We start from the raw sequence: 16,529 nt of genomic DNA, 5'->3' as shown, positions 1-16,529 counted from the left end.
GAGCGAAGCTCGATTCGGTGGGAGCCGTGGGCTTTCAGCCCACGGTATATCGGCTCGATATGAAATGGGCTTTAGCCCTGGGCTTTTTCCTCGCGTACAGAGGAGGCCCAGGGCTGAAGCCCGTCTACTTTTACGCCTGTATCAGCGGGCTGAAGCCCGCTGAACACCCCATCCAGCAAGGCTGGATGGGGACCCCGCTGCTCCCACCAGTTTCAGTCATCCTCTGTCAGATCAACTGGAATTTGTCGATACGCCGTGGTTGCTAGGTGTCTCTGCAAATTCTACGAACGAAACGCACTCGTCGCCCCACTCTTCGCAGTTTCATCGCGAAGGGTGGGGTCCCCGGCGAACTTGTTCGCTGGGGTTTAGCGTGGGGTATCGCGCTTCGCGCGATCATTTTTGCTTGTCATCCCGTAGGGATCTGCTTCTCAGCTGTCGCCCATGCCCCGGTTGCTAGTTGGGTGGGCGATGCGGCAGGTGCAACCCGTGTCCTTCATGGCCCCTTCTAGCAACTAGGAACCAGCAACTAGCAACCAGTTACTCCACCGCCATCGCGTCATACTCCACACCCGAGGCCGACGGGGCCAGCACCCAGAGGGTGTAGATCCCCAAAGCGGTGCCGAACGGGAACTTCAGCAGCGCCAACACACCGAAGACAATGGCAAGCACGCGCGCCCAGGGCTTGCGCTGCAGCAGGCCCCAGCAGACCAGGGCGGCTGCTCCGGCCATCACCAGCGTGGTGGCGAAGATAAAGGGCATCATGGCGTGCAGGAAGGGCATCTGCATCATCGATGATCTCCAGCCAAACAAGTGGGAGCGCATCATGACGTTGGCGAAGGCCAGACCGAGAAAGACACTGACAACGCGATAGGCCGCGAAGATACCCCAAAGCACACCCAGGGTCTGCAGATGCCGCGGCACACGCGGGATGTAAGGCACACCATAGGTCACCGGAACTCCCGCGGGAGCAGGTTGCGGCGCAGCGCCTGGTTGTGCAGCGGGTTGAGGAGCTCCACAGCGGGAGCAGAAGCCGCCGGCAGCGGCCGAAGGGGAACCACAGGTAGCGCAGGTCATTGTTCGCGCCTCCTTTTGAACCAGTCAGAGATACGCAACGAAGAGACGACGAGTTCCGTTGCGTGGAATTCTACTCCGCGCAAGCGGCAGGTAGGAATGTCGACACATAGCTAGGGATAGGCCAAGGCTCACCATGGAGCGTCCCATGCGTTTTATCAACATGCGTTCGAACGTGGTGGTCTGCATTCTGTTGTGGGCACTTGCAGCCGGAGCGCCGGCTCAGGATGCACCAGACATTCGTCGAGAGCAAGGCTCGTCCTGGTGCCGGTGCTGGTGACGGACAAAGATGGTCTGCTTGCCGAGCCATTGACCGCAAAGGACTTCGTTGTGACCGACGACGGCTCGGCAATGCAGCTTCATCTGGAAGAACGATCGTCACAGCCCCTAGCGGTGCTCATCGTCATGCAGACCGGCGGTAAAGCTCCGCGGCAGTTCCGCAACTACCGCGACCTGGAGACCATGCTCGACTACATGACCGGCGCAGCCGATCGCAGCTTCGGTCTGTTGACCTTCGACAGCAAGCCGGAAGGCATGCTGCGCTTTTCCCATGATGTCAGCAAACTGCATGACGCCATCGCTTCACCCGAGCCCGGGGACCACGGCGCGGCGATCGTCGATGCAGTCAACACCGGCGTCGACCTGCTGACTGCGTTGCCGCCCACGACACGCAAAGTCATCCTGCTTTTGAGCCAGCCACAGGATACGGCCAGTAAGACACCGGTCGACGAGGTGCTGCGCAGAATAAGCGAGAACAACGTCGACATCTACTCTCTTACCTTCTCGCCGGAGAAGACCGAGTTGATGGACTCTCTGAAAGGTGATCGCTACATAAATCCTCCGTACAAACTGTCGCCGCTGGCTCCTCCGGTGTTGTACACGCTCGATCTGGGCAAGCCGTTAGGAATGGCCTTCCGGGCCTTACAGGAGAATGCGGCTTCTGAGATGGCTTCCCTTTCAGGCGGAGAATACCTCCGCTTCGACGACAAACCCGATCTGGAACGGCAGATGGCGATCCTCGCCAACCATCTGCCCAACCGCTATCTCCTGAGCTTCCAGCCGGCTTCCGGCAAAGAAGGCCTGCACCGGCTCGACGTACGAATACCGGCGCATCCGGAGCTGGCCGTACACGCGCGCACCGCGTACTGGTCGAGCGCATCTACCCCAGCGCATCTACCATAGAGAAGTGAGTATGTTACGCGAGACGAGTGCGGCTGCCCTGGAATGGGCGCGGCTGCGGGAGCAGATGGCGCGGCTGACCGGTTCAGCGGCGGGCCGCGACCGTGTGCTTGGGCTCGAGCCATCAACGGATGCCGCCTGGATCGCGCAGCGGCAGGACTGTATCGCCGAGGTGCGGCAATATCTCGCAACTGGCGCCGTCTTCTATTTCGCCGCGGTCTTCGCTCCAGGCTCCATGCTGGAGAAGGCGCGGATTCCAGGCGCTGCCCTGGAGCCGGCAGAGCTTCTTCGGGTTCTGGCGCTGGCGGAGCTGATGGAAGAGTGGCGCGCCGTGGCGCAGCAGGAAGAGCCATGGAAGGCAATCGCAGAAATTTCGCTTCCAGTGACACAGGCATATCTCGCTCCATTGCTTCATGCCCTGCGGGGAAAGATCGAACCCGACGGCTCGCTCAGTGACGATGCCTCGCCGGAGCTGGCGCGGCTGCGCAACGCCATCGCACGCCAACACCGCGCCATTGAAGAATCGCTACGCCGCAGCCTGCGTGCCATCAGCGACTCCGGAGCAGCGCAGGAAGAGCTGATTACCATTCGCGGCGACCGCTTCGTCATTCCGGTCAAGACCGAGCAGCGCCGCAAGGTGCCGGGTGTGATTCACGGCTCCAGCTCCAGCGGACAGACCGTCTTCGTCGAACCGCTGGAGACGGTCGAGAGCAATAACGAGCTGCTGCGTCTGCTGGATGAGGAGCAGGCCGAGGTGCATCGCATCCTGGTCGCGATAACACGTGCCGTCGGTGATCATGCCGCATCGCTGGACTCAGGCGCGGAGGTGCTGACGGAGCTCGATGCCCTCTTCGCCGGTGCGCGCTTCGCGCAAACCCTGGATTGTGTCCGGCCCGAATTCGTGGAGTATGAGATTGCGTTGAAGGCCGCACGGCACCCGCTGCTGGATCTGCGTTTGAAATCCGAAGGCGGAAGCGTGGTTCCGCTGACTCTGGCGCTGGAAGATGGTGCGCGGCAGTTGATCATCAGCGGACCGAACACCGGCGGAAAGACCGTCTCGCTGAAAACCGTAGGTCTGCTGGCGCTGATGGCGCAGGCAGGTCTGCCGGTGCTGGCCGAAGAAGCCAAGCTTCCGATATTTGCCGCGGTCTACGCCGACATCGGTGACGCTCAGTCGATCGAGCGCAATCTCTCGACATTCTCGGCACACATGACCAATCTCGACCGCATCACGCGCGAGGCCGATGCCTCCTCGCTGGTGCTTCTGGACGAGCTCGGCTCAGCTACCGATCCCGAAGAAGGCGCTGCGCTGGCGGTCGCCATCAGCGGCCACTTCCTGCGCATGCGTGCCTGGAGCCTGGTGACCACTCACCTGAACTCGATGAAGATCTATGCCGCCACCAACGAGGGCGTCGTGAATGCGGCGGTGGGCTTCGACGAGGAGACGCTGGCCCCGACTTATACCCTGCGCATGGGGATTCCCGGCGCGTCCGCCGGCATCAACATCGCGCAGCGCATCGGCCTGCAGCCGGAGATCATTGCTGCCGCCCGCAACCAGCTCGACCACCAGACCGCCGATATCGGCCGCTTCATCGACCAGTTGCACCTGCAGCTCGCCGCAGCCAATGAAGAGCGCGAGGCGCTCCGCAAACGCGAGCTGGCGCTGGAGCGGGAGAAGCAGCGGCTCGAAGCAGAAGGACGCAACGAACAGCGGCAGAAGGCACGCGAACTCGAAGGTAAGCTGACCTCGTTGATGAAAGACTTCGAGCACCAGATGCGCGAGGCCGCCGGCGCAATTGCCGACAAGGCAGCAAGCCAGAAGCTGGCCAAGGAGACAGAACGCAGGCTGGCGCGGTTGAAGCGCGAGTTCTCCGAGCAGTTCAATGCAACGGTCGTCGCGCACATCACCGGCGCCGACAAAAAAGATCCGAACGCGCAGCCCCATGTGGTGAAGTCAATCAACGTCGGCGACACGGTAAAGCTGCGCACCCTGGGACGCGAAGTACGTGTCGACCGCGAGGTATCCTCAAATGTCTTCGAGGTCAGCATGGGACCGATGAAGATGCGGGTGCAGCGCGACGACATCGCCGAAGTGGTGCGCAAGGCCCCTGTGGAGACACCGCTGCAGGCAGTGAAGCGCAAGGGCGGCGTCACGGTAGCGATGCAGACCGACCCCGACATCACCCCACGCGAGATCAACGTCATCGGCCGCACCGCCGACGAAGCGCAGGACGAAGTGGAACGCTTCCTCGACCAGGCCTTCCTCGCCGGCCTGCCATCCATCCGCGTCGTCCACGGCACCGGGATGGGCATCCTCCGCCGCACCCTGCGCGACTACCTGCGGCGGCACCCTCACGTAGCTAACGTCACCGAGCCTCCGTATAACGAGGGTGGGCAGGGAGCCACGGTTGTTGAACTGCGCCTGTGAGGCGCAGTTCAACGGTTGAATAGTTGGATGGTTGAATAGTTGAATAGTGGTCTTGGTGAGTTGAACAGTTCGCCCGACCCAGAACACCATTCAACTATTCAACTATTCCACCATTCAACCGCCTCAACGAGGCGCGTACCCCTCCCTCGCCCGCACCACCATCCCTTCCCCCGCCGTAATCGTGACCTTGCGGAAGCGGCGATCGTGGGCCGGATTGTTGGAGTAGTAGCCGATCTCGTAAAGCGACTTCAGATCGGCGGCGATTGCAGCGAAGATCTCCTTGCTCGACTCCTTGCGCACATCGAAGCTCTGGCCGCCTGTGGCCTCGGTCAGGTGATCGAGCACGCGCATGCCGTAGCGGTCGCGGGCGTTCATCTTCTTCTCTTTGTTCTCGGTGGTGCGCAGCGCATAGACCAGCGTGTCGGCGCCCTGTGCCGCGGTGATGGCATCGATCAGGTCGTGTTCGCTCGAGTTCTCTTCTCCGTCGGAGAAGACGATGAGCACGCGGCGGTGTTCACGCTCGGCCTCCATCTTTTCCGTGATGGAGAAATAGACCGCGTCATAGAGAGCGGTGCCAAGCTCACGCTCTTCCTTCGGCCCGATCTCCGGAAAGTTCCGCTCGCCTTTGTTAAACCGGTGGACAGTGTCAGTGATCGCAACAGGGCTGCTTGTCCAGTCACTGACCAGGCGCAGGTGATTCCCGAAGCAGATGGCGAAAGCGCGATCGCGCGGCTCCATCACTTCCCTCAGGAAGTCTTCGATCTCGTGCTCGTGTTCCTTGACGAACTTATCCTGGCTGCCGCTGGCGTCCACGATCAGCGCGATGCTGAGTGGGAGCTCACGCTGGCTGGCGTAATAGCGTACGGTCTGGTCGATCCCGTCTTCCTTGATATGGAAGGCCGTCTGCGGCAAGTTGGTGACCAGCTTGCCATTGGCGTCACGGACCGTGAGGGTGGTGCTAATAAGGCGGCTGTTGACCTGCAGCCGGAACTCCGGCTGCTCCTGCTGGCTGAGCGCAGGCAGGCCGAGGCCAAGCACGAGCACGGGCAGAAGATGTTGGAGAGACATGCAGCCACAATACGGCACGAGCAATGGATGATTCAGAAATCCGGAATGCTTCGCAAAGTTGCCGTGCTATAGTTCGTCGCGTATGGTGCGCTTTTTTACGGTTGAACGGGAATACGGCAGCGAGGGAGCGGAGTATGCCGCCGCCCTGGCGGAGAAGTTGGGCTGGAAGTTGTACGACAAGGCTCTGATAGACGCCGCGGCTGCAGAGGCCGGGATGGATCCCAGCCAGGTAGTGGCGGGCGATGAGAAGCGGGATCCCTGGTACGCACGTCTCGGGAGGGGATTCCTGGCCGGGGGTGCTGAACTGGGTTTTCCGCCCACCGGTATCGATGGTGAACGGATGCTCGGCTACCTGCAGCGGGCCATGAAGCGCGTGGCCACCGAGGGACACTGTGTCATCGTCGGCCGCGGTGGATCAAGCTACCTGTGCGGCGAGCCGGGAGCGTTCCACGTCTTCACCTACGCCTCCATGCCGCACAAAAAGCGCTGGTTCGAAGCAAAGTACCCGGAGCGCGCCGACCACGCCGAACAGGAGATCCACGCCGCCGACGCAGCCCGGGCCGCCTACATCCGCAGACACTATGACCGTGACTGGGCCGACCGCCACCTCTATCATCTGCTGCTCAACTCCTGCATGGGCATTGATGCGATGGTGAAGGCGACGATTGATGCGGCTGGAACCATTGGATAACTGGATCTGTGCAGCCGGGGTGAAGGTTAAAAGTTGCAAGTTAAAAGTTAAAGTGTTAAGGCGTGGGCGAGGCAGCTACGTTGCCTCACCCAGTGTGGCAAGGCTTTCGAGCAGCCCAAACCTTAACTCTTTAACTTGCACCTTTTAACTTTTAACCTCCATGCTCGAAAGCCCGAGGTTGCCCTCCTCGTCCGATAAACGCCCACCCATCCCGAAGATCGCACTGAATCGTTTTCCTCAGCGTAGAATCGAATCGTTTGGTTCCATCTCGGACTAGGGAGTGAGACTTGGCTGACACGATCTTTGATGTTGCGGTAATTGGCGGCGGACCTGCGGGATACACCTGTGCGATCCGTGCGGCGCAGTATGGGTTGAAGGTGGCATTGATTGAGGCTACCGACAAGATTGGCGGCACCTGCCTGCACGTGGGTTGCATTCCCACCAAAGCCATCCTCTTCTCGGCCGAGGTTTACGACCACTTCAAGCACGCCAAGGATTTCGGTCTGGAGACCACGGGTGAGGTCAAGGTGAACTGGCCCGCCGTCGTCGGCCGCAAGGCGGACATCGTGACCAAGCACACCAAGGGTCTCGACTTCCTGATGAAGAAGAACAAGATTACGGTGGTGCGGGGCTACGGCAAGTTGACCGGCGCGCCCAAGAGTGGCGTGCACACCATCGCTATCGAGGGCGGCAAGGAGTCCCAGGTCCAGGCGAAGAACGTCGTGCTCGCCACCGGTTCCGATGCCCGTATGCTCCCCGGCTACACCGCTGACGACAAGATCATGACCAACATCGAGATCCTCTCGATGGAGTCGGTTCCCAAGTCGCTCGTGGTCATCGGGTCCGGCGCCGTTGGTGTCGAATTCGCCTCCATCTTCCGCAGCTTCGGCTCGGAGGTGACGGTCATCGAGGCTCTGCCGCGCATCGTGCCGGCAGAGGACGAAGAGGTCTCCAAGGAGCTGCTGCGCCAATTCAAGAAGCGCGGCATCGACGTGCACGTTTCCGCCAAGGTCGACAAGATCGAGAAGACCAAGAGCGGCGTGAAGGTCGACTTCACCACCAGCGACGGCAAGCCTGCCGCGAAGGAAGCGGAGAAGGTGCTGGTCGCCGTGGGCCGCGCTCCCCGTACGGGCAATGTCGGGATCGATAAGACCAAGATCAAAGTCGACCGCGGTTTCGTCGAGGTAGACGAGTATATGCAGACCGCCGAGCCGGGTGTCTACGCCATTGGCGATATCGTCATGGGCTTCCCGCAGCTCGCGCACTCCGGCTCCACCGCCGGGATGCTGGTTGCCGCCAAGCTGGCCGGCAAGTATGCCAAGCCCATGAAGCGTAACCTGATCCCCGGCTGCACCTACTGCGAGCCGCAGATCGGTTCGGTCGGTCTGACCGAAGCCAAGGCCAAGGAAGCCGGCTACGACGTAAAGGTCGGCAAGTTCCCCTTCGTCGGCAACTCCAAGGCGACGATCCTGGGCTCGCACGACGGCTTCATCAAGGTAGTCGCCGACAAGAAGTACGGCGAGATCCTCGGCGTACACATCATCGGTCCGCTGGCCACCGACATCATCGCGGAAGCGGTAACGGCGATGGAGCTCGAAGCAACAGTGGAGTCGATGATGTTCACCGTGCACGCTCATCCGACCGTTGCCGAGGCGCTGCTCGACGGCTTCGCTTCGGTCGAAGGCATGGCCATCAACGTTTAGTGATTCGATTCGAAAGATATGAGGGCTTTAGCTTCTGAGAACGAGATGGACCTCAGGGGCTAAAGCCGTGTCCTTAAGCAAGGCTCTAGGTTGTGTCGACAAATTGATTTTGTATGTCTTAACGAAGAGGGTATTCCTTACCCACCCTAGCGTTGCGAGGGTGGGGCACCCGGCAGGATAAGCGCTGAAGGCGCGTTCCATACCAGCCTGGGGCAACGCCCCAGGTTTAATAAGGCCCATTGAACAACTAAGGGCTGAAGGCCCACCCTATAGTTCCTCAGTGAAAGTTGCCGATACGCTCCAGATTGCCATCCAGACGCAGAAACGTCGATGCAGTACATTCACCTTCTCCAACTCGGACGAACCTCTTACGCCGAAGGCCTTGAAATCCAGCGGCAAGTAATCGAGGCGCGTAAGCAGAACCGTATCGGCGACACGCTGATCCTGCTGGAACATCCTCCGGTCCTTACGCTCGGCCGCAACTCTCATCGCGAAAACGTCATTGCAAGCGATGAGCTGCTGGCGCGCAAAGGAGTAGAGCTGCATGAGATCAACCGCGGCGGCGATGTGACCTATCACGGTCCGGGACAGCTCGTCGGCTACCCCATCTTCGATCTGCGCGGTGACTGGCCGGGCAAGCGCGGGCCGCATCTCGGGCCCGTCGACTACATGCGCATGCTGGAGGAGGTCATCATTCGCGTCTGCCATGATTTCGGCGTTCTGACGCAACGTGTGAAGGGACGCACCGGTGTCTGGACGATCCCCGGCGGATCGATCCCGGAGAAGAAGATCTGCGCCTTCGGCGTGCATGTCTCCATGGGCGTTACCTCCCACGGCTTTGCGTTGAATGTGACCACGGATCTTCGCGACTTCGACCTGATCGTGCCCTGCGGCATCAGCGACCGCGCTGTCACCAGCCTCGAGCTGGAGGCTCCAGAAGGCCGGGAACCTGAGCCGACGCTGGCCAACGCGGCCAACTCGGCGGCCCGCCACATGGGCCATGTCTTCCAGCGGCAGATGCTGGCGGCCGACTCCCTCGACGACTTGATGAATATCGCCTAAACGTTCGTTTATCGGTTAGCGACGGTTTTCGAGCCTGTTTTATGCGGTATAGAATCGGGAGTTGCAGTGAGCTCCGTTCGCTGGACGGCCGCTCGACCTCAGTTTCACCGGTAATTTGACTTCACTTTCGCTGTAATTCGAATTCATTTTTCAAGGATCATCATGCCGACTGACGTAGTCATGCCCCAGATGGGCGAGTCCATCACCGAAGGCACCCTGACCAAGTGGCTGAAGAAGCCGGGCGACAAGGTAGAGCGCGACGAGCCGCTCTTCGAGATCTCGACCGATAAGGTGGATGCCGAGATTCCCTCGCCCGCAGTCGGCATTCTGACCGAGATCAAGGTGCAGGAAGGCGCCACGGTCGGCGTGAACAGTGTCGTTGCCATCATCGCGGAAGAAGGCTCGGCGGTGGTTGCCGCCCCCGCTCCGGCTGCCGCTGACGATAAGGCCGCGGCTACCGAAGCCAAGCAGGAACCTTCGGAGAACACAGGTTCTGCGGCTGCTTCAGCTCCCGCTGCCCCTCCTGCTGCAGGCCCGGGTACCGATGTCATCATGCCCCAGATGGGCGAGTCCATCACCGAAGGCACCATCACCAAGTGGCTGAAGAAGGTCGGCGATTCCGTTCAGCGTGACGAGCCGCTCTTTGAGATCTCGACCGACAAGGTCGATGCCGAGATTCCTTCGCCCGCAGCCGGTGTGCTCAGCGAGATCAAGGTGGAGGCCGGTTCGACCGTCTCCATCAATACTGTAGTTGCCGTCATCGGCGGAGGCGCCGGCAAGGCCGCCGCTGCTCCTGCGGCTGCACCGGCCCCCGCAGCCGCTACCCCGGCCCCTGCAGCTCCGGCCGCCACCACTGCCGAGACAGCCGCAGCCGGCGTCCGCAGCTCTCCGCTGGTCCGCAAGATGGCCAAGGAGAACAACATCGATCTCTCGACCGTCACCGGCACCGGCGCCAGCGGCCGCATCACCAAGGACGACATCACCGGCGTGATCTCGGGCGCGAAGCCTGCAGCTGCTCCTGCCGCAGCCGCTCCGGCCGCCGCTGCTCCCGCAGCGCCGAAGCCTGCAGCCGCTCCAGCCCCTGCCGCTGCGGTGCCCGCGCCCGGCACCCTGGAGCCGATGTCGAAGATGCGCGCCATCATCGCCCGGCGCATGGTCGAGTCCAAGCAGACCTCGCCGCACGTCCACACCGTCTTCAAGGTGGACATGACCCGCATCGTGAAGCTGCGTGAGAAGGAGAAGAACAAGTTCGAGCAGCGCAATGGCGTGAAGCTGACGTACATGCCGTTCATCACCCGCGCTGCTATCACCGCGCTCCGCAAACACCCCGTTGTCAACGCCTCCGTCGAGGGCGATGCCATCCGCTATGCGCAGAACATCAACATCGGCATCGCCGTAGCTCTGGACTGGGGCCTGATCGTTCCCGTCATCAAGCAGACCGAAGAGAAGAGCTTCCTCGGCATCGCCCGCAGCATTGTCGATATCGCGGACCGCGCCCGCGGCAAGAAGCTGGCTCCCGATGAGATCGCCGGCGGCACCTTCACCATCACCAACTCCGGCATCTTCGGCGAGCAGTTCGGAACCCCGATCATCAACCAGCCGCAGGTCGCCATCCTCGGCATCGGCGGCCTGAACAAGGAGCCGATGGTCCTCACCGACAAGGACGGCAATGAGTCCATCGCCATCCGCTCGGTCCAGCGCTTCACGCTCGGCTTCGATCACCGCATCGTCGACGGAGCCGACGCCGGCAAATTCATGACCGACTTCAAGTCCTACCTGGAAAACTGGTCCGAAGACATCGGCTGAGCTGCGCGCTCGGCGGGATGCGCTTCGCGCCTTAATGCAGTGGAAAGGGGCTGATGTTGTCAGCCCCTTTTTTCATTTAACCCACACTGGGTGCCCCATATCTCGGCTACGCCGAGATGTGGGATATTCGCGCTCCGCGCGAACCGGTTTGGTTCTACGTAGCCTTTCTCTGGAACGAGGTCTTCCTGGCGACATTGCCCTTAGCCTTGAAGCTGCCGGCTGCACCGCCATCTAAGGGCTTAGCGCCCGCAGCTTTGCCTTTCATCTTCTCCAGCATCGCCTGCAGCTTCTGCTCTTTGGGGCTTAGGCCCGTCTTCCGAAGGGGTGCTTTGGGAACAAGATCATTACTCATAGGGAAGATCGTACACCGGTACGTCAGCGATCACAGCCGCGATTTTGCTTCGCGTACCCGGGCAATTGCCTCGTCTCCAGTTGCTCCAACGGCAGAGAGATGACCCATCTTGCGTCCGCGACGAGGCTTCAGTTTCTCGTAGAGATGCAGACGCACTCCCGGGACAGCTAAGGCTGCATCGAAGCGCGGCTGACGCTCATTACCCTGCTCATCGAGCCAGACCTCGCCCAGCAGATTGACGATCGCTGCGGGCTGCACCAGCGAGACATCACCGAGAGGCAGATCGCAGACGGCGCGGATCGCCTGTTCGAACTGGCCGGTAACGCAGGCGCGCTCGCTCTGGTGATAGCTGTTGTGCGGCCGCGGAGCGAGCTCGTTGATCAGCAGCTTGCCATCTTTGGTGACGAACATCTCCACCGCCAGCAGGCCCTCAAGCTGGAAGGTATCGGCCAGGGCTTCGCCGATCTGACGAGCCTGGCGGTCAAGCTCATGCGGAATCGGGGCGGGGATCACGCTCCAGACCAGAATCTGGTTCTCATGCACATTGCCCGCGGCAGGAAAGACCTTCACCTCGCCGCTTGGGGAACGCGAGACCATCACCGAGATCTCCTGTTCGAGATCGACAGCTTTCTCAACCACGCAATCCGTCTCGCCGACTGCCAGCCAGGCATCGCGGATCGATCCGTCGGAGACCTCTTCGGGATACATGCGGGCCTGTCCACGGCCGTCGTAACCGCCGCGGGCCGCCTTGATGAAGCAGTCGCCACCCAGCTCCATCACCGCGCTGGACAACTCTTCCAGGCTGCGCACGCCGCGGAAGGGGCCGACAGGAAAGCCCATCTTTTGCAGCCAGGTCTTCTGCTCGACCTTGTCCTGGATGATGGCGAGCATCTGCGCACCGGGGCGCACCGGAGCGAAACGCGAGGCCATCGCCATGCTCTCAGGGGAGATCTGTTCAATCTCGAGCGTGACCACATCACATCCGCGAGCCAGGTTGCCGGCCTCCCAGTCATCGCGCCAGCTTGCTTCAATGACCTTGTCGACGACATAGGCTGCGGGGCAGGCGGGATCGGGATCAAGGACATGAATCTTGTAGCCGAAGGAGCGCGCGGCCATGGCCATCATGCGGCCAAGCTGGCCACCGCCGAAGATTCCGACGGTCTTACCGGGAAGAATTGCGCTCACGCCTCGTCCTCCAGAGATTCAGCCAGGACGGCGGCGGTGCGTGCGGCACGCCATGCCTTAAGCTTCTCGCGCAGCCTGTCGTCGGTGGTTGCCAGGATGGCGACAGCCAGCAGGCCGGCATTCATGGCTCCGGCCTCGCCGATGGCGAGCGTGCCGACGGGAACTCCCTTGGGCATCTGGACGATGGAGAGCAGCGAATCGGTGCCCTGCAGCATGGTTGCAGGCACGGGAACTCCAAGCACGGGAACGACCGTCTTGGCCGCCAGCATACCGGGCAGATGCGCAGCGCCGCCCGCGCCGGCGATGATGACGCGCAGGCCGCGCTGTTCGGCAGTCGCGGCGTACTCCATCAGGAGATCCGGTGTTCGATGGGCGGAGACGACGCGCGCCTCACAGGGGACGCCAAACTCCTGCAACACAGTAACGGCAGCCTTCATGACCTTGTAGTCACTCCGGCTGCCCATCACCACTCCAACCAGCGGCGAGGTGCTCATGGGCCTGATGATATCAGCGGGAGGGCGTCCCAAAGCCTTCCACAGGAACGCCTTGGGGGTTGAATGGTGGAATAGTTGAATGGTTGAATGGTGTTTTTACGCCGGGATAGCGGATAGCGGATAGACTCACCGCACTCAATCAACAATTTTGAACGTTACATGGACGCATCGCGTGGCCGCCATCGTCTCGATCAAACGGGAAAACTATTCAACCATTCAACAATTCAACCATTCAACTCTCGTCTGGCCGTCTCGGCCAGACGAGGCAAATCACTCACCGTCAGCACCCGGATCATCTCCCGCTCCATCGTCTCAACCCCAAAGCGGTAGCGCTCCGCGGCCTCGCCCTCGGTGGTCTCGTCTACCTGGCGTAGCGGCTCGACCACAGCGGTAAGTTCCAGTCCGGCGTTTTCCACGCGGTGCACACCCTCGCGCAGGGCGGTGGAGGAGAAGGCCAGCACCTTGGCGGCCTCCAGATCACCTTCGAGAGACACCGCGTGAAACATGCGGACGATGCCATTCGGTCGGTAGCCGCAGTCGATCTTCAAGGGATCTCCCGGGCGGGTGTACGAGGAGGCGGCAATACGTTTGCGCATCAGCTCCCAGACTCCCGCGCGTTCGAACTCGCTGCGCATGGCGGCAGCAATCGCCGCCCGGCCGGTGCGGCGGCGAGCTGTCGGCAGTTTGCGCGACTCAACATAGAGCTGCATCAACTGCTCCAGTTCTGCAGGCACACTCTCGGCCAGCGTCGCCCGAGCTTCCGTGATGCGAATGCTGTTCGAGAAGGTATCCTCCAGCACGGTCATCACCGGCTTGGGATCAGTGGCGCTGCTGCGCAGGCGAAGCGCAATCTCACCCTCCATCGCCTCCAGCATCGCAGTATCGGCATCCGGATCGACGCAGCGCACGCGGCTCCAGTCGCGCGTGAACCGCACTACGGCCTCCTCGGGCCGGGCAGCCTCACGCAGCAACACGCCAATGTTCACGAACTCGTCCTTCACCGCATCCGGTACATAGCGCAGCAGAAAGAACTCGCAGGGAACCCGTTCCATCACTTACCTCTTCTGACTTTTCAGCTCTCTTCTGAACCTTTCAGACCTCTTAAGAACCCTTTGCACATGCAAGACCAAATCATTCTCGCGAAGAAAGTCGTTTCTTGCATGATTTGAAATCCCGCATCATTCCTGAACCAAACTCACATCAGATAACCAGTCTCCGAGAATTGGCGCGGCACCGGAACCTTCACACCTTCGATCCAGTTCGGGAACGGCTTCCGATCTGATTCCCGAAACTGCACGATCAACTCTCGTACCCGTCCCCGCCGCGCCAGCAAGCCGGCGATCAACTCTTCCAGGGCGTCCGTATCTCCCTCGTACCACTCTGGCGGAATCTCCTCGGCAATCTTCCAGGCGACATTAGGGTCCATACTCTCGATGCGACGCAGCCATGGTTCGAAGCTCTGCCATCCGGTCACGCCTTCGTAGACGGTATTACGCAGATAAACACCTCGCAGCGGCGGATCGCGATAGACCCAGTCGCCGGCGCCAAAGCAGAAACCCTGGTCGATAAAGGTGGCGCGGTACTTGCGTTCCCGTGGCTTACGATGAAAGACCGCCTGGCGTCCGTTGATGTTGCCGGTCCATTTGTCGATGGCAAGCATACCGGCAAACTCGTCGAGGTTCCGCACCTCGCGGAGCTGCTCCTCCGGCAGATAGTCCACAACCTGGCCGGGCAGAAGGCCGCCGACGAACTGCGAGCCGAAATTCAGGCCGGCGCAACAGCGTTCCTGCCTGTTCCTGCCAAGTTCGATCCACATCTGCGGCGAGTGCTCCACCAGCCACGGCGTGACCTCGATCACCTCGCATGCGGGAACACTCAGCCCGGCGTGTGCTGCCAGGCGCGTCGCGAGGAACTCGTTGACCAGGACGCGAAGGTGCTGGGCGTTATTGCGGAACTTGACCACCCAGAGCTGGCCATCTGCTCCAAGCATGAGTTGGCTCTGGGCGCCTCCGCGCATCCGCCGTATCGCCTGCACCGCCAGAACCGCCAACCCGATCCGCTCTCCTCGTAGGTGTTCCGCCAGCATAAATGAGAGGGGTCAGGGCGTGTCATCCAACTCCTGCCGTCAGCATTGCGAGCGCAAATTGGTTCAGCCGAGGCCGACAACGAAGTATGGGCGAATTGCGCCGCAACCCGGAGGGCCGGGGCACGAGTTGGATGGCACGCCCTAACGGGTTTGCATTTCCTTTTTTGAGTTCTACACTTGACTTCTATGGATCAGAGTCTTGGAGCCCGCCGTAACGAAGACATCGCGCTGGACCTTATGAAGTTCATCGCGAACACCATACAAATTGCCAAGCCCGCCGCCGGATCTACCGGCTTCGGAGTCTCCGGAGCGCCACATAAGACAGAAGAGCAGATCACCCAGATCCTCGACCTGTACGCCCGCTGCAAAAAGGCTGTGGAAGGCTAAGGTACGTGCTTCAGGTCGCAGTCATAGGCGCCGGAGTCTTCGGCAAGAATCACATCCGTATCTATCGCGAGCTTCCCGGGGTTCACCTCGCCGCCGTGGTTGACCCGGCCGTCACCCTGGAAGACACCCCCGTCTTTTCCACTGTGGACGAGCTGCTGGCCAGCGGCATTCCCATCGATTGTGCTTCGGTCTGTGTTCCCACAGTGGCGCATGCACGCGTAGCATCGCAGCTTCTGCGCGCCGGCATCGACTGTCTGATTGAAAAGCCCTTTGCCGCATCGCTGGCGGAGGCGGACCAGGTACTGGAGCTCGCCGAGCAGCATGGGCGCATCGTGCAGATCGGCCATCTGGAGCGGTTCAACCCAGCAGTGACGGCGACGATGCCGATCCTCACCAAGCCGATGTTCTTCGAGTCGCATCGCCTCAGCGTCTTTACTCCGCGGTCGCTGGACGTGGACGTGGTGCTGGACCTGATGATCCACGATCTCGACATCGTTCTAACGATGGTGAATGCGCCGGTGACAGAGGTGCGTGCCGTGGGCCTGCCGGTGCTGTCGCCGAAGGTCGATATCGCCAATGTCCGACTGGAGTTTGCCACCGGCTGTGTCGCGAACTTTACCGCCAGCCGCGTCTCGACGGAGCGCGTGCGCAAGCTGCGCTACTTCCAGCCGCGCCAGTATGTCTCGCTCGACTTCGCCCGGCAGGACCTGCTGGTGATCGATGTCGCGGACCCGGCGGCCGCCATCGCCGCGTTTAGCCAGGGTTCGGGGTTGCAGCACCCTTCCGCGGGGCTTTCACTGCGCAAGCTGCCGGTCGAGAACGGCGAGCCGCTGAAGCTGGAGATCGAATCGTTCCTGATATCGGTGCAGACACGGCAGCAGCCGCGCGTGACCGGGCAACAGGGACGCGCTGCACTGGAGCTTGCCCTGGAGATCAACCAGATGATCGCCCAGCACGCTATGCGTGCCGGACTTTTGTAAGGGTTTGGAGATCCTGCAAAGGTGAAGCAGGTCCTTC

16 protein-coding genes are annotated in these 16,529 nt (G+C 61.2%); 9 read left to right on the top strand and 7 right to left on the bottom strand.

Features of this window, described 5'->3' with window-relative positions; genetic code table 11:
* The coding region (locus OHL21_RS11305) for a hypothetical protein (RefSeq protein ID WP_263417375.1) at nucleotides 1-266 on the top strand (266 nt) is incomplete at its 5' end.
* A gap of 271 nt (nucleotides 267-537) precedes the next feature.
* Here OHL21_RS11305 and OHL21_RS11300 read toward each other — a convergent pair.
* Nucleotides 538-1,074 carry a hypothetical protein gene (locus OHL21_RS11300; protein ID WP_263417374.1) on the bottom strand — a complete coding sequence of 179 codons (537 nt, stop codon included), beginning with the start codon at nucleotides 1,072-1,074 and terminating at the stop codon, nucleotides 538-540.
* A gap of 261 nt (nucleotides 1,075-1,335) precedes the next feature.
* On the opposite strand from OHL21_RS11300, the gene OHL21_RS11295 reads away from it, so the two are divergent.
* Together OHL21_RS11295 and OHL21_RS11290 are read left to right on the top strand one after the other, a co-directional pair.
* On the top strand, nucleotides 1,336-2,253 hold the full coding sequence (locus OHL21_RS11295) for a vWA domain-containing protein (RefSeq protein WP_263417373.1): 918 nt from the start codon (nucleotides 1,336-1,338) through the stop codon (nucleotides 2,251-2,253).
* 10 nt (nucleotides 2,254-2,263) lie between these two features.
* The gene (locus tag OHL21_RS11290; RefSeq protein WP_263417372.1) at nucleotides 2,264-4,678 is read left to right on the top strand and encodes an endonuclease MutS2; all 2,415 of its coding nucleotides are present in this window, start codon (nucleotides 2,264-2,266) and stop codon (nucleotides 4,676-4,678) included.
* 123 nt (nucleotides 4,679-4,801) lie between these two features.
* Here OHL21_RS11290 and OHL21_RS11285 read toward each other — a convergent pair whose 3' ends face one another.
* A complete protein-coding gene (locus OHL21_RS11285) occupies nucleotides 4,802-5,746 on the bottom strand; it encodes a VWA domain-containing protein (RefSeq protein WP_263417371.1) in 945 nt (314 codons plus the stop codon).
* A gap of 82 nt (nucleotides 5,747-5,828) precedes the next feature.
* Here OHL21_RS11285 and OHL21_RS11280 point away from each other — a divergent pair, with 82 nt between their 5' ends.
* The 4 genes from OHL21_RS11280 to OHL21_RS11265 all read left to right on the top strand — a co-directional run bounded on the left by OHL21_RS11280 (nucleotide 5,829) and on the right by OHL21_RS11265 (nucleotide 11,008).
* Nucleotides 5,829-6,437 (top strand): cytidylate kinase-like family protein, encoded by a 609-nt coding sequence (locus tag OHL21_RS11280; protein WP_263417370.1) that lies wholly within the window; start codon nucleotides 5,829-5,831, stop codon nucleotides 6,435-6,437.
* A 287-nt stretch (nucleotides 6,438-6,724) separates the two neighbouring features.
* Nucleotides 6,725-8,140 carry a dihydrolipoyl dehydrogenase gene (gene lpdA, locus OHL21_RS11275; protein ID WP_263417369.1) on the top strand — a complete coding sequence of 472 codons (1,416 nt, stop codon included), beginning with the start codon at nucleotides 6,725-6,727 and terminating at the stop codon, nucleotides 8,138-8,140.
* A 330-nt stretch (nucleotides 8,141-8,470) separates the two neighbouring features.
* Nucleotides 8,471-9,202: a lipoyl(octanoyl) transferase LipB gene (gene lipB, locus OHL21_RS11270; protein ID WP_263417368.1), complete on the top strand. Its 732-nt coding sequence runs from the start codon at nucleotides 8,471-8,473 to the stop codon at nucleotides 9,200-9,202.
* 162 nt (nucleotides 9,203-9,364) lie between these two features.
* Nucleotides 9,365-11,008: a 2-oxo acid dehydrogenase subunit E2 gene (locus OHL21_RS11265; RefSeq protein WP_263417367.1), complete on the top strand. Its 1,644-nt coding sequence runs from the start codon at nucleotides 9,365-9,367 to the stop codon at nucleotides 11,006-11,008.
* A 154-nt stretch (nucleotides 11,009-11,162) separates the two neighbouring features.
* Here OHL21_RS11265 and OHL21_RS11260 read toward each other — a convergent pair whose 3' ends face one another.
* From OHL21_RS11260 to OHL21_RS11240, 5 genes are all read right to left on the bottom strand, one after another.
* The gene (locus OHL21_RS11260) at nucleotides 11,163-11,360 is read right to left on the bottom strand and encodes a hypothetical protein (protein WP_263417366.1); all 198 of its coding nucleotides are present in this window, start codon (nucleotides 11,358-11,360) and stop codon (nucleotides 11,163-11,165) included.
* Nucleotides 11,361-11,390: 30 nt separating this feature from the next.
* The gene (purK, locus tag OHL21_RS11255) at nucleotides 11,391-12,545 is read right to left on the bottom strand and encodes a 5-(carboxyamino)imidazole ribonucleotide synthase (RefSeq protein WP_263417365.1); all 1,155 of its coding nucleotides are present in this window, start codon (nucleotides 12,543-12,545) and stop codon (nucleotides 11,391-11,393) included.
* Nucleotides 12,542-13,039 (bottom strand): 5-(carboxyamino)imidazole ribonucleotide mutase, encoded by a 498-nt coding sequence (purE, locus tag OHL21_RS11250; protein ID WP_263417364.1) that lies wholly within the window; start codon nucleotides 13,037-13,039, stop codon nucleotides 12,542-12,544. The genes purK and purE overlap by 4 nt, the downstream gene beginning before the upstream one ends.
* A gap of 224 nt (nucleotides 13,040-13,263) precedes the next feature.
* Nucleotides 13,264-14,091, bottom strand: coding sequence for a DUF3037 domain-containing protein (locus OHL21_RS11245; RefSeq protein ID WP_263417363.1), 828 nt, complete (start codon nucleotides 14,089-14,091; stop codon nucleotides 13,264-13,266).
* Between the two features lie 143 nt (nucleotides 14,092-14,234).
* Entirely contained in the window at nucleotides 14,235-15,089 is an 855-nt protein-coding gene (locus tag OHL21_RS11240) for a HipA domain-containing protein (RefSeq protein ID WP_263417362.1), read from the bottom strand.
* A 222-nt stretch (nucleotides 15,090-15,311) separates the two neighbouring features.
* Here OHL21_RS11240 and OHL21_RS11235 point away from each other — a divergent pair, with 222 nt between their 5' ends.
* Nucleotides 15,312-15,512 carry a hypothetical protein gene (locus tag OHL21_RS11235; protein WP_263417379.1) on the top strand — a complete coding sequence of 67 codons (201 nt, stop codon included), beginning with the start codon at nucleotides 15,312-15,314 and terminating at the stop codon, nucleotides 15,510-15,512.
* 5 nt (nucleotides 15,513-15,517) lie between these two features.
* Entirely contained in the window at nucleotides 15,518-16,492 is a 975-nt protein-coding gene (locus OHL21_RS11230; protein ID WP_263417361.1) for a Gfo/Idh/MocA family protein, read from the top strand.
* Nucleotides 16,493-16,529 lie beyond the last annotated feature (37 nt).

It is taken from the genome of Terriglobus albidus, from assembly GCF_025685425.1.
Taxonomy (GTDB): domain Bacteria; phylum Acidobacteriota; class Terriglobia; order Terriglobales; family Acidobacteriaceae; genus Terriglobus; species Terriglobus albidus.
Note: the sequence above shows the minus strand (reverse complement) of the source record. Positions and strands in the feature narration are given on the sequence as shown.